Source organism: Streptomyces sp. NPDC050439 (assembly GCF_040655335.1).
In the GTDB taxonomy this organism is placed as follows: domain Bacteria; phylum Actinomycetota; class Actinomycetes; order Streptomycetales; family Streptomycetaceae; genus Streptomyces.
Genome location: NZ_JBFAJT010000011.1, coordinates 217820 through 244066, shown reverse-complemented (window position 1 = coordinate 244066; position 26247 = coordinate 217820). Strand labels below are relative to the sequence as shown.

The following is a 26247-nucleotide window of genomic DNA, read 5'->3' as shown; positions in this document are numbered from 1 at the left end:
CTCCTGGAGTGACCAGGAAGAGACGCGGCCCTGCCCGCGGACCGGAGGGGCCGCGGGCAGGGCGCAACAGCTTGAGTGATGACCGAACTTCCTACCCGGAATGACCCGGGCAAGGTTCAGAGGGTCTGCGGCCAACCTGTCCTTGGCTGCCGCACTCTCAGCGCTGTGGCGCTCCCCTGTCGGAATATGAAGATGTGTTCCGGCTATGAAGTTGTGGTCAGTCGTGTTCCGGCCAGACTAACGCTCGGACGCGGCGAGCTGACCGCACGCCCCGTCGATCTCCTGGCCACGGGTGTCACGAACCGTGACAGGCACCCCATGAGCGGCGATGGCGTTCACGAAGGCCTTCTCGTCCTCCGGCCGCGATGCCGTCCACTTCGAGCCCGGCGTCGGGTTCAGCGGGATCAGGTTCACGTGGACGGGCTTGTTCTTGAGCAGCCGCCCGAGCCGGTCACCGCGCCAGGCATGGTCGTTGATGTCCCGGATCAGCGCGTACTCGATGGAGAGGCGGCGCCCCGACTTGGCGGCGTACTCCCACCCCGCCTCCAGCACCTCGCGCACGTTCCACCGCGTGTTGACGGGTACGAGGGTGTCGCGGAGCTCGTCGTCGGGCGCGTGCAGCGAGATGGCGAGGCGGCACTTGAAGCCCTCGTCGGCGAACCGGTGGATGGCGGGCACGAGCCCGACGGTAGAAACGGTGATGCCACGCTGCGACAGCCCGACACCATCCGGCTCGGGGTCGGTGAGCCGGCGAATGGCCCCAGTGACGCGGTTGTAGTTGGCGAGAGGCTCACCCATGCCCATGAAAACGATGTTGGAGAGCCGCGCGGGCCCACCCGGGATCTCCCCGTCCCGGAGCGCACGCATCCCGTCGACGATCTGATGCACGATCTCGGCGGTCGACAGATTCCGGTCGAGTCCGGCCTGCCCCGTCGCGCAGAACGGACAGTTCATCCCGCACCCGGCCTGCGACGAGATGCACATCGTCACGCGGTCCGGATAGCGCATGAGCACGGACTCGACGAGCGTGCCGTCGAACAGCCGCCACAGCGTCTTGCGGGTGGTGTCGTCGTCGCAGCTGATGTGCCGCACCACGGACATCAGCTCGGGAAGCAGCGCCTCCTGGAGCTTCGTACGCGAACCGGCGGGAATGTCGGTCCACTGCTCCGGGTCGTGCGCGTACCGCGCGAAGTAGTGCTGCGACAGCTGCTTGGCGCGAAACGGTTTCTCGCCGACAGCGGCAACGGCTTCCTTGCGCTCGGCGGGCGTGAGGTCAGCGAGATGCCGCGGCGGCTTCTTGGCTCCACGGGGCGCGACAAAGGTGAGTTCTCCGGGTACAGGCATGGTCCATCCAGTGTCGCAGACGGGGGAAGCCGGACCAGGTCACCACCTACGGGTGGCGGTCGCTATTGGTCGTCATTGGCCACTACCGGCCCCTCTTGGACGGCCCCCAGGCGGCCCGGCAGTTTCTAGGCTGAGCTGCGACAACGGCGCCTGAGGGCACGGCTCAGGCTTATGGTCACCGCCCCGTGCCCCACCCACACTGCCGACTTCAACTCCGCTTCCGATCGTGCTCAGTCTCACTCGGCCCCTGCCGTCGTGCCGTCGTGCCGTCGTGCCGTCGTGCCGTGAGCTTGGCTCAATCGTTCCTTTGAGCGCGTCAGATTGGCAGCCTCTTAGCTTCCCGAAATCGACTCTCCGGGCAGCGTACGAAGCTACGCTGAGGCTACGCGCTCTACGAAGCTAGCACCTTTCCAAGATGTGAGGACTTCCCATGACAAGCGAAGAAAGCACGCTCGTCTCTTCTCTGGAGATCCGGGGGCTTTTTGGGAGTAAGTATTTGCACGTTGACCTTACGGGAGAGGATGACATCCGAACTCAGGGACGTCGCCTTTCTCTGCTATACGGGAACAACGGCAGTGGGAAGACAACAGTATTGAAGCTCCTCTGGCACGCGCTGTCACCTTCTGACGAATCGGGACATCGCTCGGAGATCGCAAGTACACCTTTCGAGCGATTCACGATCACTCTCGGTAGCGGTGACGTAATCAATTTCGTCAAGACGAATGGACCAGTCGGCGACTTCACGGTCACGGTGGCCAACAACAAAAAGAGAGTAGTTGAGCAGATTTATAGGGCTCGCGAAGGAAAAGCCATCCCTGTAGCACACGCTCCCGAGCGCTCGGATGCTTTGCAGCAAAAACCGCTGTTCGAAATTGATCCACCCCCCCTCTTGATGCCTGACCATCTTCGGGAAGACGCGATGTCTCAGCAAGTGTGGCGCGAGTCTTACGAGGCGGTAATGGACTCGACGCGAGTCCGCGAAATTCGCCACGACACTTTCGTCAGATACTTGAAGAACCTGAAGGCTGGCCCCTACATGCTGGCTGACGATCGAAGGATTTACGGAGACGACATCGAGCCAAAGGGTAAACGCCGTAGAATCCGATTTCAAGAATTCGATTACGAAGCTGAGGAGGAACGCTCACACGGAGTTGCTGCAGAACTGACGACGGCGTTAAAGCGCTCTGCCGAGATGATCCAACGCATGATCATCAGGGGCAACGTTTCGGGCTCTAGGGGATCAAATAATGTATACCTGGGGATCCTGGAGAAAATCGCAAAGAGCGATCAAGTCGATTCATATGCGACGACGCGCCAGGATCTATCCGACAAACTAAAGGCGATCTCACACAAGACGGAACAGTACAGCAAGTACGGCCTAGTGCCCAAGCTCCGAGAGGATTCTTTCCTCGAAGTTCTTCGGCGTACCCCTGACGAAAAGATTGGGGTTGCCGAAGATGTTTTGCAACCCTTCCTGGAAGCACAGGAAGCCCGCCTGGACGCACTTAGCAGTGTTGCTCGACTCGTAGCTACTCTTTCACGTGAGGTAAATCGTTTCCTCGAAAGTAGTGGTAAGACATTCCGATACAGCACTCAACATGGAATCTCCGTGATCTCAGAGGATGGGCATGTATTGCAACCCGAGAGCCTATCTTCCGGGGAGCGGCAAATTCTCCTTCTGCTACTTAACACGATGTTGGCTCGCCAGAGTACTCGACTTTTTCTGATCGACGAACCAGAATTGAGCCTAAATGTGAAGTGGCAACGTCAATTGATGAATGCGCTTCTGTCACTCACAGAAGGAGCACCCGTTCAATTCATTGTCGCGACACACTCAATTGAGGTTATTACTGGCCATCGCGACTCGCTCACAAGGGTGATCCCTAAAATTCTGGAAGACTAAATTCGTTTATCAGGTAACCGGAGGGGCGCCATGCAGGAACCTGACGACCGCAGGACAGTCGATGAATTGATCACCCTTTACGAGGTTGCCCCTGACGTTCAAGACATATTCACGGAGGGGAGATCTGACCGGAACTTCCTTAGCGAAAATTTGTTCGGCGAAGACAGACCTACATTATGCAACATCTACGCCGTCTCCGATCGCGTGAGTATTTCCGACGGTGATCTAATAAATGCAGGAATCATGGTTGGCGAGCGCGGTAGAGTGATCTGGCTCGCCCAACAACTGGCTAAGAGGATCCCACATCAAACTTCGGCAGCGCTTATTGCAGATAAGGATTTCGCTAGCCTTCAGGCGGACACACAGGAGGAGGTTCACGGCCTCCTATACACAGACTACTCATCAATGGAAGCTTACGCCCTAAATGAGCGAACAACTTCTAAGCTACTGCATATACCTATCGGCGCACCCGAATATGTCACGCCGTCGATGTTACTTTCCGCCATCAAGCCAGCTCTCATTTCCCTATTCTTGATTCGTCTGACTCTCAGGGAAAGTGGGACGGGGGCAACTATCCCACCCAGACTTCTTGGTAAGTGGGATCTAGAGGACCAATCGGAAGAAAAAGTGCGCGAAGTGTTTCGACTGGCGCTGCATACCCTTCCCGCGAAGGAGAGGAATGGCGAGACTCCCGAGTCTCTTTATTCGCGATATGTCGAATACGAAAGCAAAGTGGATGGAGATTTTCGACATTACTTCAGTGGGCACGACGCTAGTGTGATGATCGTGCGTTTCTTGAAGATTGAATGCATACAAGTTTTTAACCGCGAGGGGCGGCGTGCACTGCTGGACCCAGCTGTGATGGAGCTGGTCATGATGTCCTGTATTGAGAAATCACACTTGGACGACGAGACCATGTTTCAAGCGCTCCGGCAATGGGTCCAGACTCGTACCTGGTGACTGACGCAGGGACCACGAGCGTGCTGCTCGGAAGGCTGATGCACCCATGTCGCCTCTGGCCCGACCCTGGACAACGGGGTGAAGGACTATCGGTTGTAGCCCGCGTTGTGGCTCTCGGTAACCGCCGCCGCAGCCGACCGAAGCGGGGGCGGGGCAAGGGGTCCGGAGATTGTTCAGCTGCCTTCCCGGCACCAAGGGTCACTACTAGAATGGTGGCATGAGTGTATTCACTGTGCGCATACCCGATGACCTGGACGCCGAGGTGCGGAAGGCGGCGGCCGAGGCAGGGCTGTCGCTGAACGCGTACATGGTCCGAACGCTGCGGGATCAGACCCTGCGCGAAGCGCTGGCCGCTGTGGACAGCAAGGGCGTGCTCCTTGTCGACACTGGCGACGATGACCCGGCGGGGGACATCCGTTGAAGCGCGGCACTGTCTGGGAGATCCCAGTGGGCGACACCACGCGCACCGCAGTCGTGCTCTCCATCGACGAGGTGAACACGAAGTTCCAGGCCGCCGTCTGCCTGCTCCTGCACCCGGCCGGCGCCTACCCCGACACCCTCGTATCCGTGCCGATCGCCGACCCCGTGCGAGCGGTCGCGGTCCCGGTCAACGTCACCCAGTACGCGGCTCGGCGCTTCGAGAACGCCAAGCTGCTGGGCGAGGTGGGCCAAGAAACCATGGCTCGCATCGAGCAGGCCGTACGTTCCGTTCTGGGGCTGTGAGGGCCCAGCGGGAGCAGGTGGTCAGCGACTTGTGGCCGCGAAAGCTCATTGCTCGGGTTGCAGGCCGTGTTCGAGATACGCCACGGCGCCTTCGTCGCGCGCAACCACAGCCGCTCGGATGCGGCGTGCGAGACGGGGAATGGTGAGGGCGTCTACCGCCGCGACGGGATGGAACTCGTACGCCTTGATCTCTGACGCCTGCAATCTGATCTGTGCCAGGACCTGGTCAGAGAGAGTGCCACCGTCGAAGAGGTACAACACTTTGTCACCCTCGGAAGGGCTCGGTGCCCAGTCGACGACGAGCAAGCGGCCAATCTCGGGCGCGATGCCGAGTTCCTCCCGGACCTCGCGGACACACGCCTGTAGCGGCGATTCACCCGCGTCGATGTATCCGCCTGGAATATCCCGGTAGTCCTTGTACGTCGGCTCAAGGAGCATGACGCGGCCCGCGGCATCAAAGAAGAGCGCGCCCGAGGCCATCCGCGGGCGCGCCATTTTCGCTTCGTGTTCGTTCTCGGTCTCGCTCACATGACCGAGCCTAACCAGCTCACATCACTCGAAGCCTCTCGGCCAGGTCAGCCACGGGGAGTGATGGCCGTCCGCGCGTTCCACGGACCCAGCCGAGCACGATCTCCCGGCTCATGTAGTGGTGCCGAACCTGTTCCGGTGCCAGTTGCTCGGCATCCAGGACCACGCTGAGCGCGTCATCGATGCGATTCCAGGCCGTGAGCGCCCGCGCCACCTCAAGGCTGTGCCGCACCCTGCGCTCGACCGGGAGTCCGCTCGTATCGACCTGCGGCCCCAGCTCCGCTGCAACCTGGAAGTCTCCCAGTTCACCAGCGGCGGCAACCCTGTGGATCGAAACGTTGGTGGGCCCGAAAGCCGTCCACATGTGGTTTCCGTCGGTCCCGAGCCGGGACGCAATCGCCTCTGCCTCGCGCAGGAAGACTTGCGTCGTCGCACGGTCCTCCGCACGAGCCGCAGCCATTGAACCTGTCAGGAAGAGGGTTCCATAGACGGACAAGTACGCGGGGGTCGCCTCTCCCAGTCCAGATTCGAGGAACCCGGCTGCGTCGCTAACGAGCTGCACCGCAGTCTCAAAGCGCCCGGTGGACAGCAGGCAGTGCGTCACTGACCGGAAGAGCGACCCGATGACGACGTTGTTCCCGCTCTGCTGTGCAGCGGCGAGCCCACGATCCGCCGCCATCCAAGCAAGCTCACTCTCCCCCAGCTTGCCCAGCACCATCGCTGCGCCCTGGTACGTCAATGCGAGCAGCGCGTTAGCCTCCTCCCGGTCCTCTCCCGCGTACATACGCACTGCGAGCAGGGCGTCCGAGAGGATCAGCGGTAGCTGTCGGGTCGCGAACCCGTACTGAGATCCCTGGTAGGCATCCCACACCTCGCTCACGTCGGACCGCAAAGCCGTTAGGGTCGGGGGCTCGCCATCCGCCGGCGCCCCAAGGAGCGGGGTCAACTGCCGGTAATCCATGAGCGCTTCGCGCAGCGCAGGGACCGTGCGCCGCCCGCTGTCTGTCGACCACTCCAACAGCGTCGGCTCGCCGATGAGATCCCCGATGGACACATCCAGCGCGTGAGCCAGTGCACGGATTACAGAGAGTCGGTCCAGCTCGATACGGTTGTTCTCCGCTTTGCCGAGCCAATCCGCGGTGCGACCCACCAGCCCGGCCAGCACTTCTTGGGACATGCCGCGACGGTGGCGGTACCACGCAACCCGCTCGCCGATCGTCAGTTGCTGCGTCATTCCTCGCATGACTTCAGCCTCGCCTCGGTTCGCAGATAGACCCCGGAAGGATTTTCCGGGGTCGGGTCATGAGCGGCCCATAGCGTCTTGGTTGTCGGGAGCCAGACACCCGAAACGACGACGAAGGGGTACGGCTATGCCTCTGGCGGCAGATGAGCAGCACCACTTGATGATGGCTTCCGAGGAGCCTCCCGCGAAAGTGCCTCCAACGCACGGAAGCCAGGTCCACCGCCCGTCCAACTACGGGGCATCGGTCCGGTCGTCTTCGAGCTTCGCTACACGCTCGGAAAGTGCGGCAAGTTGAGAAGTGACCTTGCTCAACTGCCCCTGCAATTCGCGGAGCCCTTGGGCTCGATCCTGTGCGGTTGCGTCGTCAGTGGCCTCCGCGACGAAGGTGCCGCTGCCAGGACGGGAGTCCGTCAGTCCCTCGCTCTTCAGCACGTCGTAAGCACTTTGAACGGTCGCAAGAGCCACCTTCAAATGCTTGGCGAGCTTTCGGCCGGGCGGGAGAGGTGCCAGCGGCTCCAACTCGCCGGCCGCGATCCGGGATCGGTAGTACGCCGCGATGTCTTTCGCCGTCGGTGCGCTGCCGCTGCCCCACTCCATCCAATCCATCCCTAGAGGATATCCGATCTAGGTCAATCCAACTTTCTCCACGGAACCCCTTGCACTCAAAACTGACCTAGGCCAATCTGAACGTGCACCAACTCGAAGCACCCTCTTCGTAGAGGGCCGAGTCGATGCACAAGAGAAACCCGTTTGACCTGCACAAACGTCCGCCTGGACTCGCTTACACGCGGTTCGAGCGGCAGGGGAGACGTAGAAGTCCGTCGTCTTCACGGAACGATCGGTGTCATCGGCTAAGCCGTTGATCTGACCTTCGGGCGTAAGACCCAGGGACCGGATCGGCGGGGACCCCGGTGATTGGGCTGCACCCGGTCCATGACATCCAGGGAGATCGACTCAGCGAGTGACGACTGAGCGACGCGGTGACCGCGCGCCGTCCAAAGGAGGCGGAGCGAGGCGCATACGGGAGCCGCGAGACGACAGTGACGGGCTTGCCCCGTCACTCGTCATGCGGGCAGGGCGCCGGCCAAGTACCTGCGGCCTGCCCGTTTGATGAGGACTATCGCGCCTCTTTCCTTCTACGGCGCGCGCCCCCGAAGCGGCTACTTCGGGGGCGCTGTTCGGGCCGTTCCCCATCCGTTTCTGATCTCAGAGGAGTCACGACCCATGAAGTGCATCGTTGCTGGTCATGCTGCTGTTACGGCAAAGGAGTTTGCAGAGCTGGCGTTGGGCCTGGCCGAGCGCGCGGCGGGATTCGACACGGAGCTGTTCACCGGCGCCGCCGGGGAAAATGAGGAGGACCGCGCGGCGCGCCTGGCGGTGGCCCACGACGTGCTCATCGAGTTGCGTCACATCGACCCGGTGGCCGCGGCCTACGCCCGCGAGCTGCTGAAGGCCAGCGACCTGCCCACCCAGACGCCCCGGCGACGGCGGGCCCGCAAGTCTGCGATGCGGCGTCCGGCCGTGTGCGGCGCGCAGAGCCTGGCGGTGGCGGCATGAGCACCCTGTTAGGCGCCCTCGCAGCCACCGCCCCGCTGGCCACCGGATGGGCCGTGCACGTGCGCTGGCTCGGCAGGCGTCTGCACGTCGCCCGCCGTGACCCGCTCACCGGCCTGCGCACCCGCGACGCCTTCACCCACCGCGCCACAGCCCTGCTCAAGGACCCGCGCGCGGTCGTCGTCCTGGCCGACGTAGATCGCTTCAAGCAGATCAACGACACCTACGGCCACACCGCCGGTGACGCCTTACTGAAGGCCACCGCCAACCGGCTGGCGCATCACGTGGGCCGCAAGGGGGTGGCCGGGCGGCTCGGGGGCGATGAGTTCGCCGCCGTCCTGATCGACGAGAACGGCGCCGCCGCCGATCTGCTCGCCCTGCTGCACGGCATCCTCGCCCGCCCCGTCGATGGCCAGAGCCCGGACGTGCACACCACCGTCTCGCTCGGCTGGGTCCGGGCCGCCGACTTCCCCCGCGATGACCTCTCCAGTCTGCTGCGGCGGGCCGATGAGTCGATGTACGCGGCCAAGCAGGCCCGATCTGGGCTCAAGCGGGCCGGTCTTGGCCGTCTGTTCGCCACGGTCGCCGGGCGCCGCTCCGGCCGCCACGGGGCCCGCACGGGCCCGCTGGTGATGGGGGTGGCGGCATGAACACGAGCCCAGTGATGGAGGACCTGACAGGTCCGCTGCGTACCCTGCGCCTGCTGGCACTGGACTTCCCTGATCTGCCCGCCCCGACCGTGCTCGTCTCACCCCTCTACTCGGCGCGGCTGGAGCTTTCCCTGCACGACGACTTGGGCGCCTTTGAGCCCTGGCGGACCGCGCTGGGCATCACCCGCGATGCCGTGGACTTCCACACTCAGACGGACGGCAAAACCTGGGTGCTGGAGGCCTACACCCATTTCGCGGGTGCCACGGTGCGGCTCATCGCCTTCGGCGAAGCCCGCGACTCCAAGAGGCCGAGCATCACCCGCTGGACGGGCCACTGATGGCGAAGCCGACCGACGACCTTTACGTGCGCTACATGCGCGCCTATGAGGAGGCCGTCCAGCACGCCTCCGACTGCGCGGCCTGCCAGGCCGACCAGGACTGCCGGGAGGGAGTGCAGCTTTGCGAGCGCTTCGCCCAGCTCCAGGACGCCTACCGCGCACGCCAGTCCAAGAAGCGACCGTGACCCAGGAGTGATCGTGACTTTCAAATCCACCGCCCTCGCAAGGATCGGGGGCTTCAATCCGTTCGCCGTTGTCGAGAAGCTGCTGACGCTGGCGGCCCTGACCGTCGTGGCGATCACCGTCGGCGGACAACTCGCCCCGCTCCTCGGCCTGGACGGCAGGCTAGGCACGGCTGTCGCCTGGCTCATCGCGCTCGTCTTCGACGCACTGTGGATCGGCGCGCTGAAGATGAGCGAGCAGGCCATCCGCCAGCGCAGCACCCTGGGCATGGTCGTGATGCTGTCGGTGGCCGGCCTCGCGATGGCCGGGTCAGTCGCGATCCTGCTGCTGATGGGACACGCCCGCGTCTTCGCGCTGGTCCCGGTGGCCGCCGCCGTGTTCATGGGGCTGCGGATCTTCGCCGATCACATGCTCGCCGACGATGCGACCTCCCGCGCCATCGAAGAGCAGTCCGCAGCCGCCCGCAACACCCTCGCGCTCACATACGCCCACGCCCGGCACTTGAAGGCAGGCGCCGAGAATGAGGTCGTCATCGAGACGGCCGAGACCCTCGCCGAAGCCCACCGCCAGGCCGTGCAGGCCAAGGCCCTCACCGGCATGCAAAAGACGATCAACAAGGCGCGAGCGAAGGCAGAAGAGAAGCTGAAGGATTCCGAGTCCAAGCACGGCACCGCGGCCAAGGCCTTTGAGGCCCGCTCGCTGCACGTCCTGACCCCGCCCTCGGAAACCCCCCTCGGAATCGAGACCCGCCCGCCCGGCGATTCCGAGGGGGCCTCGGAATCGCCGGTGGCTAAGAGCCTGAGCGCACCGGCGCCTGCCCCGCGAGTGACGGAGTCCTCGGAATCCTCGGAACTCTCTGGCCTGCGCGAACACCCTGGTTGGGCTGACGCCTCGCAGGTATCTGTGGAGGATTCCGAGGGGACCTCGGATCTTTCCGAGGGTCCGGGCCGCAAGCCGGGCCTGAGTGATGAGGAGCTCTACCTCACCGGGCGGCGGATCTTCACTGAGCTCGCGCCGCCGAAGTCGCTCAACGGGTTCATCAAGGCGATGCGGGCCCAGGGCGCCAAGGCCAGTTACGAGCGGATGGCCAAGACCTACGAGCAGCTGCAGGCGGAGTTCGCTGAGCAGGTCGCGTAGTCCGGCACACATCAATGAAGCCCGGCCCCGATCACGAGGGGCCGGGCTTCGTTGCGACTGCCGGAAGACAGTCGATGCACCACCCCTTCCCCGGGCCATCGGTTGGCCGGCGGCTGGCGGGCTGGCGGACATACGTCCGCAGGTCCCGCAGGTCCCCCGCGCAGATCCGCATCACGCCCAGGGAGCTTCGTCCTGCCCACCCCCTATCGAGAGATGAGGACGTATGGCCGCCGAAGCGGTCGAGGAGAAGGAAGCCACACAGACAACGAAACCGGCACGGGCCGCGGCGAAGAAGCCGATGTCCGAAGAGGTGAAATGGTTGATCGGCGGGCTCGCTGTTACCGGGCCCGCCTCCGGGCTGGTCTACCGGGATGCGATCGAGTCCTGGGTCTACGACAACCGGCTATGGCTGCTCGGCACCGCCGTGCTGCTGGTCGGCTCGTGCGTGATGGCCATGACACGCGCCTACCGCCGCGCGCGACGCCCCCGGCAGCGCAAACGACCGCAGGTGGTGGCCGCGTTCGCCTCCGAAGGGCTGCCCGGCCCCGCGCCGCGAAGCCCGTTGGGCGCCGTGGAGGCTCCCGACGAAGAGGTCGCCGCCGCCCCGGAGCAGAGTGCGTGGGGTGCGCCACCGGCCGTACCGGATGCGCAGCCGGGCCAGATGCCTGCGACGTTCCAGAACGATGAGGCCCCCAAGCTGGTGGCCGCGCTGAAACTCGACTACGCGGCGGGCAAGGCCCGCACGCTCAGCCGCGGGCGCGTCGACCTGGGGGAAGAGTGGGTCATCGAACTGCCGCAGGGTGGCGTGTACGGGGATGTGGCTGGCAAGTCGGAACGGGTCATCTCCTGGCTCGACGTCGACCCCACCCGGGTCACCCTGCGCCCGCGGCCCAACTCCCGGCACGTGGTCATCACGGTCCTGGATCAGCCGGTCTACAGCCGCATCCCCGCCCTTCCCGATCCAGTGGAAGCCGCCCGCCGGGGCGTGCTGTCGGTCGGGTACGACATGTACGGCCACCTGGTGGAAATTAACTCTCCCATCGGCGATACGCACATTCTGATCGCCGGATCGTCCGGCGGCGGAAAGACCGAAGAGATCAAGTGGCTCGTCTATTTCGCCCTGTTAAATGGCTGGGACATCGTCCTGGTCGACGCCAAGGGTGACGGCGATCTCGCCTACGCGGAAAAGGCGTGCCTGATCTACGAAGAGGTTCCCGACCACGAACGCATGCTGGAAATCATCGCGTTCGTAGAGAAGCGGCACGCGGAACGTGCAGCGGAGAACAGTGCATCGGTGCGAGCCGGAAACGGAAAGGCGAAACACCGACCGCTGCTGTTCATCATCGACGAGGTCAGCACCTACACCGATGAAGCCGATACACGGAAGGAAGCCACCGCGTTCGAGACGAAGCTGAAGACCGCCTCCCGCAAGTTCCGTTCATCGAAGATCCTGGTTGTTCTGTCGACGCAGAATCCAAAGTCTGAAGTCATCAACACATCGATTCGGTCCAATCACCGTGTACGCATCGCCTTTGGGTGCGCGGAGACCGGACAGTCGGATGTGATCCTCGGCGGCGGAACGGCGCGAGGCGGGCATGATGCCTCGAAACTCCCCGCCATTGACGGGGCGGCGATCCTCCAGGTCAAGGACAAGAACCGCGAAATGCGGGGGTTCCTCGTCACCGACGAGGATCTGAACGAGGCCATCGACGCCCGTGCCGAGGAATTCGAAGAGGCCGAGCCCGAACACGTGCGTCTCGTCCGCGAGGCGTACGCCGGAGAGACGTTCCTCTCTACCGTCGAATTCGCTTCCCGGCTTCGCGAGCTGGGAGTGGACATCGCCGGAGGAGATGACCGCACTGCCACCGGCAAGGCCGTCTCCGCGTGGCTGTCACAGGCCTTCGAGCGGCCGGTGCCTTCGGTGTCCGTCGACCGCGTCCAGGGCCGACGCCTGAGCGACATCCTGACCCGCTAGGCACCCTGCCCACCACCCTGCACCCACCTTGTCCCCACCCTGCATTCACCTTGCGCCGCAGGGTGAATGCAGGGTGCCCGCAGGGTGGCGTACGGGGTGTGTGAGCTGCATGAACACACCTGAGGAGAGTGGGAGATGAAAGGGTCCTCGATGGGCCTGATCGTGGTCGGATCGGGGTTGCTGGCAGTGACCGCCACGACCCTGACCGGCAACCCGGCCGTCAGCGGCAAAGCCACCTCGGTGGCCAACCGCACGGCGCCCGGATCGGTGCCCGCACAGTACGAGCGGCTGTTCAACGCCTGGGGCAATGAGTGCGACGCCATCACCCCCAGCATCCTGGCCGCACAGCTCAAACAGGAATCCGGTTTCAACCCCAAGGCCAAATCACCGGTCGGGGCGATGGGTATCGCGCAGTTCATGCCCGGAACCTGGCAGAACTCCGGGGTCGACGGAAACGGCGACGGCAAGAAGGACGTATGGGATCCGGAAGACGCGATCCCCTCCGCTGCCAAGTACATGTGCTCTGTCTCCCGGGACGTGGAAAACGTTCCCGGGGATAAAACACGGCTTGCGCTTGCCGGATACAACGCGGGTCCCGGCGCGGTGAAGAAGTACCGGGGCATACCGCCGTACAAGGAGACGGAAAACTACGTCGCCACCATCATGGCGTCGGCCGCGAAGATGGGCCAAGCGGTCGGCGGACAGTCCAACGTCGCAGTGGAAGCGGTCAATTACGCTTCCGCTCAGATCGGCAAGAACTACGTGTGGGGCGGCAACGGCGATAGCGACGGCGGTTTCGACTGCTCCGGCCTCACCAAAGCCGCCTACTCCCAGGCCGGTGTAAATCTGCCCAGGGTCGCCAGCGCTCAGTACACGCACCTGGACAACGATGGGGCGCTCGTCGAAAAGAACGATCTGCGCATCGGTGATCTCGTCTTCTTCAGTCAGAAGAAGCGGGCGGGCAAGGCCATGCCCGCCGATATCGACCACGTCGGTATCTACATCGGCCGGGGTCATTTTCTGAACGCGCCCCGCCCCGGGGCGAAAGTTCGCATCGAAAAGATCTGGTGGGACACCTACATGGGTGCGGGCCGGGTCTACCCCAAATCCACGAAAACCAAGGAGGTGTGATGGCAAACGGACAGTGCATCGCCACCACCCAGGCCATGTATTCCGTGGCCGCGTCCGCCGAAAGCCTGGAAACAACCGTCGCCGTTCTGACCGGGCTGGCCGTCTTCCTGGTCCTGATGTGCGTCGCGATGGCGATCGTCGCCTACCGGCTGCACTCGACGGCTAAGCGCCCGAGCACCCAGCACGACACCTTCCCCCTCGCCACCCCTGAAAAGGAGTTCTGATCATGGCCAAGTACACCGGAACGATCGTTGTCGCGGGCCCCGGTGATGGCTGCATCACCAAGTCCGACGGCAAGAAGGACTGCTCCGAGGGCGCCAAGCAGGTCGTCAAGACGGTCAACGACACCGGTCCGGACCTGGCGCCCGTCTCCGGGTTCCTGCCGCTGTACGGCGTGATCATGGGCGTGCTTATCGGCGCGGTCATCCTGGCGATTGCGGCGGGGGCGGTCATCTCGGCCGGCCGCGGCGGCATCCAGGCCGGGTTTAAGAAGGATGGCTCGGCGCTGAAGAAGACCGCCATCACTGTGGGCGGCCTGATCGTCCTGCTGCTCGGCGTGCTGGCCATCGGCCCGTCCATCGCCACGGCGCTGGGAGGCTGAGCCGTGGCCGATGATCCCTGCGAGCGCATCAAGGGGCCCGCCCACAAGTACTGCGAGAAGGGCCAAGGCGGCGAGAACGGCGGCGGGTCGGACCCCGACGCGTTGACACCGGAAATGCCCGGATCGATGGACCCGCTCGGCGCCGCCGCTGACTGGATGTCCGACCAGGCGGCCGCCCTCTACCGGCTGATGGACAAGTCGATGATGGCGGCCGCCGATCCGCTCGGCGGTCTCAAAGATGGCGCGCTGGCCAAGGTCTACAACCCGGTGGCGGGCATCGCCGTGCTGATCGGTGCGATCGTTCTGGTGGGCGGGCTGATCTTATGGATCACCCGCCCCTCGGGGCCCGCCTTCAAGAAGGCGGGCTCGGCCGGGGCACGGTTCTTCGCCCTGCTGTTCCTGGTGACCGTGATTCCGATGGCGGTGGGACTGCTCGCGTTCGCGTTCGGTCAGTTCTCCGCGCTCATCTACGCTGACCTGGCCGACCATCCCTTCAAGGGCATGGAAAAGTCGCTGCTCGACTCCAGCGGCAACCCCTACGGCCGCCTCGCCCAGGCCTTCGTGGTGCTGCTAGCGGTGGGTCCGCTGTGGCTGCTGTGCGTCATCTCGCCGCTCGCCGTGCTCGCCGCGGTGGTGTTCCTGCCGCTGTCGGCGGCGCTGGGGGTGGGCAAGGGCTGGCTGCAGTCGCGTAGCGGCAAGGCGCTGCTGCATCTGGTCGCGGCGGTGTTCCTGGCGCGCGTGCCGATCTCCATCGTGCTGATGTTCCGCAGGGTGCTGCCCAAGAGCGCCCTGACGGATCTGCTGCTGACCGCGAGCACGACGATCGTGTGCCTGTACATCCTGCTGAGCCTGCCGGAGATGGCCAAGCACGTCGCCGCGGCCGTCACCCGGGCCCCCAAGCTCAAGACACAGAGCGAGGGACGCACCGCGGTCACCAAGCTGCCCGCCGACGCCGAACGCCAGGCGCACGCCAAGCGGCTGGCCCGCGCCCAGACACTGCGCGGCAACAAGAGGAAGGCGCCGGGGCAGGTCGCGGGCGTACACGAGGCCGGCCGCCGCCGCTACCCCGGCAGCGGCAAGGGAGTTCGGGCCGCACTGAAGGCGCCCGCACACCCGGCGCAGACCCCACAGCCTGCCGCCTCCGGCACGGCCCGCAAGTCCCCCCAACGACAGGAGAGGATTGCTCATGCCCGCGGCCCGGACGTATCTGCTCGACCCGCTGTACGAGACCGAGACGCTCAAGCTCCCCCCTTCCCGTACTGATCTGACGGTCATCGGGGCCGGGGTCGCTCTTAGCATCACCCACGGCGTCGCCGTCCCCGGCATCCTGGGCACCTTGACGTGCATCGTCCCCGCCGCCCTGGCGGGGGCGCTGGCCCTGGTGAAGACGGGCGGATCGACCGTCGTCGAACGCGTAGCCCGCCACAGTGGCCACGCGCTCAGGAAACGTGCCCTGGGCAAGGCCGTCAGGCAGTACGAGAGCGAGCAGGCCCCCGCCGCATCCGATGCGGAGGGGGCCTTGCCCCACCACGACGCGTTCACCAGGATCAATAACCTGATCTGGCACGAACGCGACGGCTACGCCTTCCCCCAGAGTTCCGGCAGGTTGCTTGCGGCGTTCGAGTGGGTCACCGACGGCGCCGCCCTCAAGGACGGCGCCCACCGCGACCGCGCCCACGACGCGCTCGCCGCGTTCCTGGAATGGGTCGCGGCCACCGGCCACGGCTCCTGCGTGCGCATCGTGCACGCCGTCAGCCCCTACGTCGGCGAGCACGACATCCGCGCCGAGAAGGGCGGCGAGTTGGCCGACTCATACCGGCAGTTGATGGAGCTGGTCAACGGGGCATGCGACGTGCACACCACCGTCATCCTGCTGTCCGTACCCGCCCACAGCACGGACGTCGAGGAAGAGACGGCCTGGGCACAGGCCGCCTTCGAGCAGGCGCAGGTGTGCGGCATCGAGGCGGGCCCCCTGTGGGACCGCCCCGCCTGGGATACCGCGCTGGCCACGGTCAAGGGCGATGCTCTGTACGAGATCCACGAGGATCACTTCCGCTCCGGTGACTACGTCACGGCAACCGCCGAGGTCGCCGACTTTCGGCGGGGTGAGCGAGCCGCGGAGTTCTGGCGGCCGATGATCACGACGCTGCCCCGCGTCACCCGCACGACCGTGGTCGAGTACCTGCCGCTGGACCGCCGCAAGGCCGAGAAGCGGCTGGAGACCGGCGAGATGCTGCGCACCGCAACCGCCCGCGACGAGAAGGACGTACGGCGCGAGAAGACCTCCACCCGCACCGGCAAGCGGGCCGCCGAACTCCACGAGGAAGACATCTCCGACGGCGCCGCCTACGTCAAGGTCGGCGCCCGCATCATGCTCCAAGCCCGCGATCAGGCGGAACTCAAAGAGTTTCGCCGGGACCTGGAGCAGAACGCGGTATCGGCCGGCGCCCACCTGACGTGGATGGACAAGGAACACGAAACCGGTTGGCACTCGGCGCTGCCGCTTCCGGGAGGAGAGATCACATGCTGACCACCACCACCCGCCAGGCCGCAGGCCTCTTTCCCGGCTACGCCTGCAAGCCCATCACCGACGGCGCCCTGATCGGCGCCTCGCTGCTGGACGGCTCGCCCTTCCGTCTGACCCCCGTCGACTGCGACCAGGAGGTCTTGCCGTCCACCGGCATGGCCCTGCTGGGCACGCTCGGCAACGGCAAGTCCACCAACACCAAGGTCATGGCACTGCGCGACATGGCCCGCCCGGGCCGCCGCTACGCCGTCCTGGACGCCAAGGGCGAAGACGGCGTCGGCGAGTGGGACGCGGTGGCCGCAGCCCTGCGTATCGCGCCGGTCCGCTTCGGCGAGGGGGTGTGCATGAACCCCCTCGATGAGCGGATCCCCCCGCTGCACCGGGTGCAGCTGGTGGCCGTGCTCGCTGAGCTCGGCGGACACCGGCCGCTGTCGCCCGGGGCGCGGATGGCGCTGGACGCGGCGATGGAGTCCCCGGCGGCCCGCACGCTGTCCGGGCTGATGGGGGCGGTCACTTCGCTGCAGGCCGATGCAATCCCCGGACGCTTCGACCAACGCCAGCTGCTCGCCTTCGGGCAGGAGGTCGTTCAGGCGCTGTCGCCGTTCATCCGCTCGGCCACGCGCGGGATGCTCGATGGCCAGACATCGGTGTCGCTGGACGAGAAGCTGACCGTGTTCGACTTCTCCGGCATCGACCGCACCTCCATCGCCCTGCCCGCGCTGATGTCGGTGGTCGGGGTGTTCCTGGAATCGGTGTGGCTCGCCCAGGGCGGGGCCGATCACGGCATTCACTCGACGCTCATCGTCGAAGAGGCCTGGCAGATCCTCAAACACCCCGCCACAGCGGCGCTGTTGCAGCGGATGATGAAGTACTCCCGCCGCGAAGGCCTCTCGGTCACCTCCGTCGCGCACAGCGCCAAGGACGCAAAGTCCGAAGAGGCCAAAGACCTCCTGCGCCTGGCCTCCACCCGCATCCTGCACCAGATGGACGAGGACGAAGCCGAGCAATGCCGCAGCCTGTTCTCCCTGCCCGACTGGGCCGTACGCCAAATCCCACTGCTCGGCCGAGGACAGGCCATCTGGCAGACCGGACGGCACGTCAACCTCGTCCAAACCCTGGTCACCGACTACGAGCGGCGACTCTGCTTCACCTCCCGGCGCCGCGACGCAGCCCAGGGCAAGACGTCTCCGCTCGCCCCCGCCGCAAGTCGTGAATGGGGCTGGGAGATGCCGCCGAACGTCATCGACCACGCCGCCTGACCCACCCCCGCACCTGCCGCATCGCGCCCCGCCCTCTTGGAGAGCGGGGCGATGTCGTTTCAGCGCCACCGCACACGATCCGATCGTTCCACTCGCAACGCTCTCAACGCGGAGGTTTCCCGGTGTCGTTAGGCAATCGCCATCCCGTCAGCTACGAGATCAGCATCACCCCGGTCGCCCCGCCTCGGCGGCCCGCAGGGCTCTGGGTCCTGATCATCCTGTTCGCCGTGGCCGCCCTCATCGGGCAGCGCGACGACAGCGGCACCACCACTCCCCAGCCCGAGCGCACGCAGATCACCGACGTGCGCACCCACGGCCAGGAGTAGCGCCATGACCTGCCGCGCCTGCTCCGAACACCACCCCGAGCGCATCGACGCCTACCCGGCCGGCAACCCCCGCGCCTCCCTGGTCGCCGCGCGCCGCGCCACCGAGGCTCGCAACGAAGCGCCCGGGGCGGTCCACGTCCACCACGACCCGACCACCGACGCCTTCGCCGTCATCCGCACCGACGAGGGCACCAACCATCGCGCCTAGAGCTCAACCAAGGCGGCGCGACGTCTTCTGCCGGGTCGTCCGCCAGACCCACCACTGGGCAACCGCGTTGCACACCGCCAGGACGACCGCGAACACGATCGCATCCGCCCAAGAGTGGTCCAGGACGAAGTGCCAGAACATCGCAGCCGCTCCGTAGACGACCACCCAGACGGTGATCACGACCGTCCAGCGCACCCAGCGCCAAGCCCACCATTCCGCGGGCACGAGCTTGGCCACAGTCCATCGGTCCATCACCAACGGCTACCCCGTAAACGCACCTTGAGAGGAACCCGCATGTCATCCGGAGAGACCCCGATCACCGTGATCGGCAACCTGACCGCCGACCCCGAGGTGAAGTTCACGCCCTCCGGGGCCGCGCTGGCGAAGTTCACCATCGCCTCCACCCCGCGCGTCTACGAGCGCGAGACGAATCAGTGGAAGGACGGCACCGCGACGTTCTTCCGATGCGCCGCCTGGCGCTCCCTGGCAGAGCACATCGCGGAGTCCCTGGCCAAGGGCTCTCGGGTGGTGGCGTTCGGTCGTATCCGCCAGCACAACTGGGAGACCCCCGAGGGTGAGAACCGCTCGATGCTCGCGCTGGAGATCGACGAGATCGGTGCGTCGCTGAAGTTCACCAACGTGGCCATCGAGGCCAAGCGCCCGGCGCAGGCCGCTACGGCATCCGGCGATAGCCCGTGGAACACCGGGGGCAACCGGCCCCAGACCGGGGACCAGCCCCCGTTCTAGCTACGCCAAGGGCAGCCCCTCCGTCTCGCCAAAGTCGCGGGGCCGCCCTTGCCAGCCAGCGCCCAACAAGGAACTAAAGGAACTGGAGGAGTCCCAGCATGGCCCAACCCACCGCCACCCGGCGAGCCCCCGCCCACGGCGACGGCCGCACCGAGCACCTGCGTACCGCCCTGGCCCTCGCCGCGTCCGGCGTGCCCGTGCTGCCGCTGCGGGTCGGGAAGGTGCCGTTCGGGAACTGCCGCGCCTGCGCGAGCAACGCGTGCGGCGGCCGGCCGAACATGAAGACCCCGGGCCCCTGCACCTGCCCGGCCCCCTGCCACGCTTGGGCCGCGGCGACCACCGACCCCGACGTCATCGTCTCCGGCCCTTGGCGACGCCTGTGGCCCCAGGCGCAAGCAGTCGCCTACCACCCCGGCGGTGCCCGGCTCACGGTCCTCGACCTCGACGACGCCGACGCCATCGCCTGGGCCCGCGAGAGCCTGCCACCGACCCGCGCGGTGCCCACCACCCGTGGCGAGCACTGGATTTACCTAGGGGCGATGCGATCGGCCAACGCAGTACGTACGGGCGTGGACATCAAGTCCACGATGACCTACGCGCGATGGCTAGGCGAAGGCGCCGGCACCATCACCGCCCTGCCGGACGCCGTCCGCGCGCTGGTCGTCAAGGAACCGGCTGCTGCCCAGCCGCCGTCGCCCGCCGTCGGCGTGCCCGCACTGACCGATGGCGGGGAATGCCGTCACCGCACGCCCGCCTACCTGGAACGTGGCATCGCCATGGCCGAGCAGCGCATCACCGAGGCGCATGAGTCGGTGCACGCCACCGTCTACCGCACGTTCCTCGCCGTGCTCTCCACGCACGGCCGGTGCGGCTGCCTCACCGACGCCCACATCGCGCGGCTGTTCGACGCCGCTCAGGCCAAGGGCGAAAGGCCCCGGCACTGCACCGAGGCGTGGATCAACGCCCGTACCCGGTTGGGGCTGTGACTGTGTCCGACGACGAGAAGGACCCGGCCCGCAAGGTCATCACCGACTACGCGCAGAGCCACTTCCGCTACTTCCGCACGGTCGAAGGCACCGTGTACGCCCAGCGCACCGGCCACCCCGTGGCCCGCCCCATCCGCTCCCAGGGCACAACCGGGAGCCACCGCCAAGAACTCATGGTCGGCCTCTTCCGTGACGGGGTCGGCGTCTTCAACGGAACCGCCCTCAAGGAGGCGTTGGACTTGATCGAAGCACTCGCACTCACCGAACAGGTACAGCCCACCCACATCCGCGTCGCCCCCGGCTTCGACGGCGCCACCTGGCTCGACCTGGGCCGCGACGACGGACAGTCGGTCCGCATCCACGCCACCGGCTGGGACATCCGCGTCCCCGACCCCCAAGAAGTCTGCTGGCGGCGCACCCAGCTCACCGGCGAACTCCCCCTTCCCACCCGGGACACCAACGGCAAGGGCCTGGATCTGCTGCTGCGGCTGTGCAACTTCGCCGACGCCCAGACCGAGTGCTTGGCCCTCGCCTGGCTCATCGGCTGCCTCGAACCGTCCGTCCCGGTGCCGGCACCGTTCCTGACCGGCCCGCAGGGCGCGGGCAAGTCGACCGCCGGGCGGATGCTCATCCGCATCATCGAGGGAATGAGCAGCGACCTGCGGCGGCCTCCCAAGGACGAAGAAAACATGATCACGGCAGTGGCCGCCGGATGGATCACCGCCCTCGACAACCTCTCCCACCTGGCCCCGGACCTGTCCGACCTCATGTGCTGCGTGATCACCGGAGCCGAGAGCATCAAGCGCGCCCTGTTCACCGACGGCGACGTCGTGCGCTCCCGCTACCGCCGCCCGGTGCTCCTCACCGGCATCGACGTCGGCATCATCCGCCCCGACCTCGCCGAACGCCTCCTGACCCTGCGCCTGGAACGCCCCCGCGTGCGGCGCACCGAAGCGGAACTGTGGGCGGAGTACGCCGAGATCCTGCCCGCCGTCCTCGGCTCGCTCCTGGACCTCACCGTCAAGGTCCGCGCGGCCGAAGCGGACACCCCCACCGACCTGCGCATGGCCGACTTCGCCCACCTGTGCGCCCAGCTCGACGCGGCCATGGCCTTCGGCACCCTGGCCGCCTACCGGGCCAGCCTGGACGACCTGAACGACGACGTCATCGAAGGTGACCTGCTGGCGCAGACCGTCCTGCAGCACGCCGCCGGACTCGCCCCAGGCGAAGAGGTACGGATGACGTCGGCCGAGTGGCTGCACTGCCTCACCACCCTCTACAGCGGCGAGGAATGCCGTCCCCTACCCAAGGGCTGGCCCACCACCGGCAAGGTGCTCTCCGACCGACTGCGGCGCATCCAGCCCACCCTCGCCTCCCGGGGCGTCCTGGTCGAATGGGGCCGCACCAGCGCCGCCCGCTTCATCGAGCTCAGCCGCCAGACTCCGGCCTCGCCGCATCAACAGCAACCCGCGTTCTGACCCCATACAAGCGGACAAGCAAGAGGAGCACGCCCCGCCCGGGGTGCTCCTCTTGCTGTTCGGCGGCGCCAGCCGCCCTGAACGGGTCGCGCCGCGAAGCGGCCCGCTCTTCACCTCATAAGCAGCGACGTACGACCACAGAAACCACCCCTTCTTTTTCCTAAGTAGGGAAGATCTGCGTCATTGCGTCACCACGGCCCGAGAGACGGCCGCTGACCAGCACTGACAACGGTGACGCAGACGGCGAATCGTGCGTCACCCTGCGTCACCCGCGTCACGCCGTGACGAGAGCCCGTGTCACAGATGACGTGAGGCCCGCCCCGCTGCGTCATCGAAACCCACAGGTCAGAAGCCTGATTGACGCAGGTGACGCGATGACGCAGAAATCCCCGCCTCGGACAGGCGCGCACTCCTGAGCAGCCTCCAATCCAAGAGCAACGTGACTCGACTTCGAGGACCCCATGAGCCGAACCCGTTCCGCTCAACCCGACCCCCGCGAGACCCTCCGGGCCGGACTCCCAGACCGCTACCTCACTCCCGACGACATCGCCGAACTCTTCGAGGTGCCTCTGGAGACCGTCTACCAGTGGCGTAAGAAGCGCACCGGCCCGCCCGGCTTCCGTGTCGGCAAGTACGTCCGCTACGACCCCGCCGCCGTACGCGACTGGACAGCGGAGCGCATGGCCGCCGACAAGGCCGCCTAACCGGCGACCACCCGAGCACGACCAACCACCCGCAGGGCGGGGCCATATGGCCCCGCCCTGCTTCGCTCTGCGAGAGGATCACCGCCGCATGGCAGGCCACATCCAGGACCGCTGGTACAAGACCGAGAGCGACGCCAACGGCAAGGCCCGGCGTGTGAAGACCGACCGCCACGGCGTTGGTAAGCGTTACCGAGCTCGCTACGTCGGGCCCGACGGCACCGAGAAGTCCAAGAGCTTCCGCGATGGACAGAAGCGCCTCGCGGAACGGTGGCTGACCGACATCGAAGCTGACATGTCGCGCGGCAACTACACCGACCCCGCCGCCGCCCGAATCACCTTCAAGCAGTACGCCGAACGCTGGATTGCCGCTCAGTCCACGGACGTGTCGTCGCGGACCACCACCGAAACGCGTATTCGGCTCCACGCCATCCCCTACATCGGATCACGGCCCCTGTCGTCGTTCCGGCCGAGTCACATCCGCACTTGGGTACGTCAGTTGGAAGACACTGGGCTCGCGTCGTCGTATCGACGCGGCATCTTCGCGAACGTATCCGCGGTCCTGACCGCTGCCGTCGATGATGGGCTCATCCCCCGGAACCCCTGCCGAGCCAGTTCGGTGACAGCCCCGAAGCCGGGGCTGGAGCGCGTCGTCCCGTGGACCGCCCAGCAGGTATTCGCGGTCCGCGACGCACTGCCGGCGCGCTACCGAAGCGTGGTGGATCTCGGAGCGGGATGCGGTTTGCGGCAGGGCGAGATCTTTGGCCTGCCTGTCGACGCGGTGGGGTTCCTCACGGGCTGGCTGCACGTCGGGCTGCAAATCAAGGTCGTGGAGGGAAAAGCGTTTTTCGGGAAGCCGAAGAACAGCAAAGAGCGTGACGTGCCGCTCCCCCACTCAGTCAGTCAGGCACTTGCTCAGCACATGCGGGAACATCCGCCAGTGAACGTCACGCTCCCGTGGAAGACGCCCGACGGGCCGCCCGTTACCAAGCGGCTGATCTTCTCGGGTCCGCAGGGAAACCACGTCTATCGGAGCAACTTCAACATCAGCCCGTGGAAACCTGCCCTCGCCGAAGCAGGGCTCATCCAGAAACCGGAGGACGGCGGCCCCCTGCCCTCCGCGCGCGAGCACGGGATGCACGCGCTACGACACTTCTACGCTTCGGTGCTCTTGGACGCCGGAGAGAACATCAAGGCGCTGAGCAGCTACCTCGGGCACACAGACCCTGGCTTCACCTTGCGGGTCTACACCCACCTCATGCCTAGCAGCGAGACACGGACACGAAAGGCGGTCGACAGCCTCTACACGCTCATCGGCGAGCACAAGAACGTTTCGGGACCCACGCAAGCGGCGTAGAAGCGAGGCCGTTGGCGGGCAGTCCACCGCCAACGGCTCAATCAGCAGCATCACGAGGACAATGCCGACCGTGGACATCTGGGGGACGTTGCTCGCGACGATTGTCGGTGCTGCCATCGCACTGCTGGGACAACGCCTGATGAAGCGCGCGGAAGACAGGGCGCGCTTGTCGGAGTTGCTCATGGAGCAGTGCGCTTTGATCGCTGCCTCGGTGACAGATTTCGAGGATCGCATCTGGGAGGAAAGGGTCCTCGGCATGAACGACCGTGTCAGTGGCTACGACCTGCCCGCCCACGTGCTGGCATCTGTTCGGCTACGCATCCTCACTCGGGACGCTGCCTTGCTCGCGGCACTCGCCGAGTTGGACGCGGCCGGCAAGGAGCTGGGGAGCTACTGGAGACAGGGCCACGTCGACGATGAGTCATACGCTCGGCTATGGGAGCGGCATCACAGGGCCATACCCGCGTTCATCCATGCGAGCGGCGATGCGGTCCGTCGACGCCTCGCATCAGGCTAGCTTCGCGCCCTCTCACGGCCCAGGCACGGCCCAGCGAGCAGCAATAGGCCCCCTACCTGCACCAAACGTGCAGGTAGGGGGCCTATTCGCGATCCTCGGAACCCAGTTCTCCGGGTACAGGCATGGTCCATCCAGTGTCGCAGACATAAGGCAAGGGGCCCGCCGCCCTGTGGACGACGAGCCCCTGGTGTGCGAAGACGCAGGTCAGCTGGATCCTACGAAGATCACGAGCAGCAGCCAGACCACCGGTGCCGTCGGCAGCAGGGAGTCGAGGCGGTCCATGATGCCGCCGTGGCCCGGCAGCAGCGTGCCCATGTCCTTGATGCCGAGGTCACGCTTGATCATGGACTCGCCGAGGTCACCGAGCGTCGCGCTCGCGGCGACCGCCAGGCCGATGAGCAGGCCCTGCCACCACGTGCCGCCGTCGATCAGGAACTCCATGCACAGCGCGCCCCCCGCCATCGCGAACGTCACCGCTCCGACCAGGCCCTCGCGGGTCTTGCCGGGGCTGATGCGCGGGGCGAGCTTGTGCTTGCCGAAGCGCCAGCCGATCGCGTACGCCCCGGTGTCGCTGACCACGGTCAGGAGCAGGAACGTGAGCACCCGCATCGCGCCGTCGTCGGCGGTGAGCATCATCGCCACGAACGTCGCGAGGAACGGGACGTAGAACGCCGCGAAGACGCCCGCCGTGACGTCCTTCAGATAGCCCTCGGGCGGTTCGGTCATCCGCCAGACGAGCACCGCGAGCGCGGTGAGCGCCATGGCGACCCAGGCGCCCTCGGGCCCGCGGACGTACCCGGCGACGACCATCGCGGCGCCGCCCACCGCCAGCGGGACCAGCGGCGCCTTGATCTCCTTGCGCTCCTGGAGCCGCGAGGTGAGTTCCCAGAGACCGACCACGACGGCGACCGCTATGACGCCGATGAAGACGGCCTTCACGATGAAGAGCGACGCGACGATCACCGCGCCGAGCCCCACGCCGACTCCTATGGCCGCCCCGAGATCACGGCCCGCGCTCTTCTTCTGCGGCGCTTGGGGCACCTTGGGCGCTTGAGGCGCTCGCGGCGCCTCAGGGGCGGGCTGTGATGCGCTGGGCATGGGCTCCCGGGGTACTTCAGGCATGTCAGGCACGATGGGCATGGGCTGCGTCTCTGCTGGATACAGGGCGTCATGCGCATCGTACGCGGGACCTGCCGGGGCAGCCCCTTGAGCAGGGCCCTGGTCGGGCGGCCCCCAGTACCCGGCTCTGGGAGGCGCCCCCCAGGAAGAGTCGTTCACGGATCGGATTCCTCAGTCCTCAGACCACGAGCCCTCAGACCTCGAGCAGCTCGGCTTCCTTGTGCTTGAGCAGCTCGTCCACCTGTGCGACGTACTTCGCGGTGGTGTCGTCGAGCTCCTTCTCCGCGCGCCGGCCCTCGTCCTCGCCGATGTCGCCGTCCTTGATCGCCTTGTCGATCGCTTCCTTGGCCTTGCGGCGGATGGAGCGGATCGAGATCTTGGAGTCCTCGGCCTTGGTCTTGGCGACCTTGATGTACTCCTTGCGGCGGTCCTGCGTCAGCTCGGGGAACGTCACCCGGATGATGTTTCCGTCATTGCTGGGGTTGACGCCGAGGTCGGAGTCGCGGATCGCCTGCTCGATGTTGCGCAGCGCGCTCTTGTCGAACGGGGTCACCACGGCCATCCGCGGCTCGGGCACCGAGAACGAGGCCAGCTGATTGATCGGCGTAAGGGCGCCGTAGTAGTCGGCCACGATCTTGTTGAACATCGCCGGGTGCGCACGGCCTGTGCGAATCGCGGCGAAGTCCTCCTTGGCGACCACGACGGCCTTCTCCATCTTCTCCTCGGCCTCGAGGAGGGTCTCTTCGATCACC

31 protein-coding genes and 1 riboswitch are annotated in these 26247 nt (G+C 66.0%); of the genes, 24 read left to right on the top strand and 7 right to left on the bottom strand.

Annotated elements, in window-relative coordinates; all coding sequences use genetic code 11:
* Positions 1–70 precede the first annotated feature (70 nt).
* Positions 71–188: riboswitch (TPP riboswitch) on the bottom strand.
* A gap of 49 nt (positions 189–237) precedes the next feature.
* The gene (gene rlmN, locus AB0I66_RS37735; protein WP_363212577.1) at positions 238–1344 is read right to left on the bottom strand and encodes a 23S rRNA (adenine(2503)-C(2))-methyltransferase RlmN; all 1107 of its coding nucleotides are present in this window, start codon (positions 1342–1344) and stop codon (positions 238–240) included.
* A 430-nt stretch (positions 1345–1774) separates the two neighbouring features.
* On the opposite strand from rlmN, the gene AB0I66_RS37730 reads away from it, so the two are divergent.
* From AB0I66_RS37730 to AB0I66_RS37715, 4 genes are all read left to right on the top strand, one after another.
* Positions 1775–3247 carry an AAA family ATPase gene (locus tag AB0I66_RS37730; RefSeq protein WP_363212576.1) on the top strand — a complete coding sequence of 491 codons (1473 nt, stop codon included), beginning with the start codon at positions 1775–1777 and terminating at the stop codon, positions 3245–3247.
* 30 nt (positions 3248–3277) lie between these two features.
* On the top strand, positions 3278–4207 hold the full coding sequence (locus tag AB0I66_RS37725) for a hypothetical protein (RefSeq protein ID WP_363212575.1): 930 nt from the start codon (positions 3278–3280) through the stop codon (positions 4205–4207).
* 217 nt (positions 4208–4424) lie between these two features.
* Positions 4425–4628 carry a toxin-antitoxin system HicB family antitoxin gene (locus tag AB0I66_RS37720; RefSeq protein WP_363212574.1) on the top strand — a complete coding sequence of 68 codons (204 nt, stop codon included), beginning with the start codon at positions 4425–4427 and terminating at the stop codon, positions 4626–4628.
* 26 nt (positions 4629–4654) lie between these two features.
* Positions 4655–4930, top strand: coding sequence for a hypothetical protein (locus tag AB0I66_RS37715; RefSeq protein ID WP_363212573.1), 276 nt, complete (start codon positions 4655–4657; stop codon positions 4928–4930).
* Between the two features lie 45 nt (positions 4931–4975).
* On the opposite strand, the gene AB0I66_RS37710 is transcribed toward AB0I66_RS37715, so the two are convergent.
* The 3 genes from AB0I66_RS37710 to AB0I66_RS37700 form a co-directional block, all read right to left on the bottom strand.
* The gene (locus tag AB0I66_RS37710) at positions 4976–5425 is read right to left on the bottom strand and encodes an NUDIX hydrolase (protein ID WP_363212672.1); all 450 of its coding nucleotides are present in this window, start codon (positions 5423–5425) and stop codon (positions 4976–4978) included.
* Between the two features lie 52 nt (positions 5426–5477).
* Positions 5478–6692: a helix-turn-helix domain-containing protein gene (locus AB0I66_RS37705; protein ID WP_363212572.1), complete on the bottom strand. Its 1215-nt coding sequence runs from the start codon at positions 6690–6692 to the stop codon at positions 5478–5480.
* A 240-nt stretch (positions 6693–6932) separates the two neighbouring features.
* The gene (locus AB0I66_RS37700) at positions 6933–7307 is read right to left on the bottom strand and encodes a winged helix-turn-helix domain-containing protein (RefSeq protein WP_363212571.1); all 375 of its coding nucleotides are present in this window, start codon (positions 7305–7307) and stop codon (positions 6933–6935) included.
* 618 nt (positions 7308–7925) lie between these two features.
* On the opposite strand from AB0I66_RS37700, the gene AB0I66_RS37695 reads away from it, so the two are divergent.
* The 14 genes from AB0I66_RS37695 to AB0I66_RS37630 all read left to right on the top strand — a co-directional run bounded on the left by AB0I66_RS37695 (position 7926) and on the right by AB0I66_RS37630 (position 18590).
* Positions 7926–8258, top strand: coding sequence for a hypothetical protein (locus AB0I66_RS37695; RefSeq protein WP_363212570.1), 333 nt, complete (start codon positions 7926–7928; stop codon positions 8256–8258).
* Positions 8255–8905, top strand: a complete 651-nt coding sequence (locus AB0I66_RS37690; RefSeq protein ID WP_363212569.1) for a GGDEF domain-containing protein — start codon at positions 8255–8257, stop codon at positions 8903–8905. Before AB0I66_RS37695 ends, AB0I66_RS37690 begins: the two co-directional genes overlap by 4 nt.
* Entirely contained in the window at positions 8902–9243 is a 342-nt protein-coding gene (locus AB0I66_RS37685) for a hypothetical protein (RefSeq protein WP_363212568.1), read from the top strand. Before AB0I66_RS37690 ends, AB0I66_RS37685 begins: the two co-directional genes overlap by 4 nt.
* A complete protein-coding gene (locus tag AB0I66_RS37680; RefSeq protein WP_363212567.1) occupies positions 9243–9428 on the top strand; it encodes a hypothetical protein in 186 nt (61 codons plus the stop codon). The genes AB0I66_RS37685 and AB0I66_RS37680 overlap by 1 nt, the downstream gene beginning before the upstream one ends.
* A gap of 13 nt (positions 9429–9441) precedes the next feature.
* On the top strand, positions 9442–10563 hold the full coding sequence (locus AB0I66_RS37675; RefSeq protein WP_363212566.1) for a hypothetical protein: 1122 nt from the start codon (positions 9442–9444) through the stop codon (positions 10561–10563).
* 223 nt (positions 10564–10786) lie between these two features.
* The gene (locus tag AB0I66_RS37670) at positions 10787–12538 is read left to right on the top strand and encodes a type IV secretory system conjugative DNA transfer family protein (protein ID WP_363212565.1); all 1752 of its coding nucleotides are present in this window, start codon (positions 10787–10789) and stop codon (positions 12536–12538) included.
* A 150-nt stretch (positions 12539–12688) separates the two neighbouring features.
* Positions 12689–13669 carry a bifunctional lytic transglycosylase/C40 family peptidase gene (locus AB0I66_RS37665; RefSeq protein WP_363212564.1) on the top strand — a complete coding sequence of 327 codons (981 nt, stop codon included), beginning with the start codon at positions 12689–12691 and terminating at the stop codon, positions 13667–13669.
* Positions 13669–13893 carry a hypothetical protein gene (locus tag AB0I66_RS37660; protein WP_363212563.1) on the top strand — a complete coding sequence of 75 codons (225 nt, stop codon included), beginning with the start codon at positions 13669–13671 and terminating at the stop codon, positions 13891–13893. The genes AB0I66_RS37665 and AB0I66_RS37660 overlap by 1 nt, the downstream gene beginning before the upstream one ends.
* Before the next feature lie 2 nt (positions 13894–13895).
* Positions 13896–14270: a hypothetical protein gene (locus AB0I66_RS37655; RefSeq protein WP_363212562.1), complete on the top strand. Its 375-nt coding sequence runs from the start codon at positions 13896–13898 to the stop codon at positions 14268–14270.
* 3 nt (positions 14271–14273) lie between these two features.
* Complete coding sequence (locus AB0I66_RS37650; protein ID WP_363212561.1) at positions 14274–15533, top strand: hypothetical protein; 1260 nt, start codon at positions 14274–14276, stop codon at positions 15531–15533.
* A complete protein-coding gene (locus AB0I66_RS37645) occupies positions 15457–16800 on the top strand; it encodes a hypothetical protein (RefSeq protein WP_363212560.1) in 1344 nt (447 codons plus the stop codon). Before AB0I66_RS37650 ends, AB0I66_RS37645 begins: the two co-directional genes overlap by 77 nt.
* Positions 16794–18056, top strand: coding sequence for a hypothetical protein (locus AB0I66_RS37640; RefSeq protein WP_363212558.1), 1263 nt, complete (start codon positions 16794–16796; stop codon positions 18054–18056). The genes AB0I66_RS37645 and AB0I66_RS37640 overlap by 7 nt, the downstream gene beginning before the upstream one ends.
* 122 nt (positions 18057–18178) lie before the next feature.
* Entirely contained in the window at positions 18179–18382 is a 204-nt protein-coding gene (locus AB0I66_RS37635) for a hypothetical protein (RefSeq protein ID WP_363212557.1), read from the top strand.
* A 4-nt stretch (positions 18383–18386) separates the two neighbouring features.
* Positions 18387–18590, top strand: a complete 204-nt coding sequence (locus AB0I66_RS37630) for a hypothetical protein (protein ID WP_363212556.1) — start codon at positions 18387–18389, stop codon at positions 18588–18590.
* Positions 18591–18593: 3 nt separating this feature from the next.
* Here AB0I66_RS37630 and AB0I66_RS37625 read toward each other — a convergent pair whose 3' ends face one another.
* A complete protein-coding gene (locus AB0I66_RS37625) occupies positions 18594–18842 on the bottom strand; it encodes a hypothetical protein (RefSeq protein WP_363212554.1) in 249 nt (82 codons plus the stop codon).
* A 42-nt stretch (positions 18843–18884) separates the two neighbouring features.
* Here AB0I66_RS37625 and ssb point away from each other — a divergent pair, with 42 nt between their 5' ends.
* From ssb to AB0I66_RS37595, 6 genes are all read left to right on the top strand, one after another.
* Positions 18885–19337, top strand: coding sequence for a single-stranded DNA-binding protein (ssb, locus tag AB0I66_RS37620; protein ID WP_363212553.1), 453 nt, complete (start codon positions 18885–18887; stop codon positions 19335–19337).
* A 98-nt stretch (positions 19338–19435) separates the two neighbouring features.
* On the top strand, positions 19436–20323 hold the full coding sequence (locus tag AB0I66_RS37615) for a bifunctional DNA primase/polymerase (RefSeq protein WP_363212552.1): 888 nt from the start codon (positions 19436–19438) through the stop codon (positions 20321–20323).
* A 2-nt stretch (positions 20324–20325) separates the two neighbouring features.
* A complete protein-coding gene (locus AB0I66_RS37610) occupies positions 20326–21801 on the top strand; it encodes an ATP-binding protein (protein ID WP_363212671.1) in 1476 nt (491 codons plus the stop codon).
* Between the two features lie 461 nt (positions 21802–22262).
* Positions 22263–22505 (top strand): helix-turn-helix domain-containing protein, encoded by a 243-nt coding sequence (locus AB0I66_RS37605; protein ID WP_363212551.1) that lies wholly within the window; start codon positions 22263–22265, stop codon positions 22503–22505.
* Positions 22506–22593: 88 nt separating this feature from the next.
* Entirely contained in the window at positions 22594–23859 is a 1266-nt protein-coding gene (locus tag AB0I66_RS37600) for a site-specific integrase (RefSeq protein WP_363212550.1), read from the top strand.
* Positions 23860–23929: 70 nt separating this feature from the next.
* Positions 23930–24376, top strand: a complete 447-nt coding sequence (locus AB0I66_RS37595; protein WP_363212549.1) for a hypothetical protein — start codon at positions 23930–23932, stop codon at positions 24374–24376.
* 204 nt (positions 24377–24580) lie between these two features.
* Here AB0I66_RS37595 and AB0I66_RS37590 read toward each other — a convergent pair whose 3' ends face one another.
* Together AB0I66_RS37590 and frr are read right to left on the bottom strand one after the other, a co-directional pair.
* Positions 24581–25654 (bottom strand): phosphatidate cytidylyltransferase, encoded by a 1074-nt coding sequence (locus AB0I66_RS37590; RefSeq protein ID WP_363212548.1) that lies wholly within the window; start codon positions 25652–25654, stop codon positions 24581–24583.
* Between the two features lie 34 nt (positions 25655–25688).
* The gene (gene frr, locus AB0I66_RS37585; protein ID WP_127829926.1) at positions 25689–26246 is read right to left on the bottom strand and encodes a ribosome recycling factor; all 558 of its coding nucleotides are present in this window, start codon (positions 26244–26246) and stop codon (positions 25689–25691) included.
* Position 26247: the final 1 nt, after the last annotated feature.

What these genes read in the sequence shown, in the direction of transcription:
- rlmN (WP_363212577.1), bottom strand. Translation starts at nt 1,344, where the DNA reads ATGCCTGTACCCGGAGAACTCACCTTTGTCGCGCCCCGTGGAGCCAAG.
- AB0I66_RS37730 (WP_363212576.1), top strand. Translation starts at nt 1,775, where the DNA reads ATGACAAGCGAAGAAAGCACGCTCGTCTCTTCTCTGGAGATCCGGGGG.
- AB0I66_RS37725 (WP_363212575.1), top strand. Translation starts at nt 3,278, where the DNA reads ATGCAGGAACCTGACGACCGCAGGACAGTCGATGAATTGATCACCCTT.
- AB0I66_RS37720 (WP_363212574.1), top strand. Translation starts at nt 4,425, where the DNA reads ATGAGTGTATTCACTGTGCGCATACCCGATGACCTGGACGCCGAGGTG.
- AB0I66_RS37710 (WP_363212672.1), bottom strand. Translation starts at nt 5,425, where the DNA reads ATGGCGCGCCCGCGGATGGCCTCGGGCGCGCTCTTCTTTGATGCCGCG.
- AB0I66_RS37705 (WP_363212572.1), bottom strand. Translation starts at nt 6,692, where the DNA reads ATGACGCAGCAACTGACGATCGGCGAGCGGGTTGCGTGGTACCGCCAC.
- AB0I66_RS37700 (WP_363212571.1), bottom strand. Translation starts at nt 7,307, where the DNA reads ATGGATTGGATGGAGTGGGGCAGCGGCAGCGCACCGACGGCGAAAGAC.
- AB0I66_RS37695 (WP_363212570.1), top strand. Translation starts at nt 7,926, where the DNA reads ATGAAGTGCATCGTTGCTGGTCATGCTGCTGTTACGGCAAAGGAGTTT.
- AB0I66_RS37690 (WP_363212569.1), top strand. Translation starts at nt 8,255, where the DNA reads ATGAGCACCCTGTTAGGCGCCCTCGCAGCCACCGCCCCGCTGGCCACC.
- AB0I66_RS37685 (WP_363212568.1), top strand. Translation starts at nt 8,902, where the DNA reads ATGAACACGAGCCCAGTGATGGAGGACCTGACAGGTCCGCTGCGTACC.
- AB0I66_RS37680 (WP_363212567.1), top strand. Translation starts at nt 9,243, where the DNA reads ATGGCGAAGCCGACCGACGACCTTTACGTGCGCTACATGCGCGCCTAT.
- AB0I66_RS37670 (WP_363212565.1), top strand. Translation starts at nt 10,787, where the DNA reads ATGGCCGCCGAAGCGGTCGAGGAGAAGGAAGCCACACAGACAACGAAA.
- AB0I66_RS37665 (WP_363212564.1), top strand. Translation starts at nt 12,689, where the DNA reads ATGGGCCTGATCGTGGTCGGATCGGGGTTGCTGGCAGTGACCGCCACG.
- AB0I66_RS37660 (WP_363212563.1), top strand. Translation starts at nt 13,669, where the DNA reads ATGGCAAACGGACAGTGCATCGCCACCACCCAGGCCATGTATTCCGTG.
- AB0I66_RS37655 (WP_363212562.1), top strand. Translation starts at nt 13,896, where the DNA reads ATGGCCAAGTACACCGGAACGATCGTTGTCGCGGGCCCCGGTGATGGC.
- AB0I66_RS37645 (WP_363212560.1), top strand. Translation starts at nt 15,457, where the DNA reads ATGCCCGCGGCCCGGACGTATCTGCTCGACCCGCTGTACGAGACCGAG.
- AB0I66_RS37640 (WP_363212558.1), top strand. Translation starts at nt 16,794, where the DNA reads ATGCTGACCACCACCACCCGCCAGGCCGCAGGCCTCTTTCCCGGCTAC.
- AB0I66_RS37630 (WP_363212556.1), top strand. Translation starts at nt 18,387, where the DNA reads ATGACCTGCCGCGCCTGCTCCGAACACCACCCCGAGCGCATCGACGCC.
- AB0I66_RS37625 (WP_363212554.1), bottom strand. Translation starts at nt 18,842, where the DNA reads ATGGACCGATGGACTGTGGCCAAGCTCGTGCCCGCGGAATGGTGGGCT.
- ssb (WP_363212553.1), top strand. Translation starts at nt 18,885, where the DNA reads ATGTCATCCGGAGAGACCCCGATCACCGTGATCGGCAACCTGACCGCC.
- AB0I66_RS37615 (WP_363212552.1), top strand. Translation starts at nt 19,436, where the DNA reads ATGGCCCAACCCACCGCCACCCGGCGAGCCCCCGCCCACGGCGACGGC.
- AB0I66_RS37605 (WP_363212551.1), top strand. Translation starts at nt 22,263, where the DNA reads ATGAGCCGAACCCGTTCCGCTCAACCCGACCCCCGCGAGACCCTCCGG.
- AB0I66_RS37600 (WP_363212550.1), top strand. Translation starts at nt 22,594, where the DNA reads ATGGCAGGCCACATCCAGGACCGCTGGTACAAGACCGAGAGCGACGCC.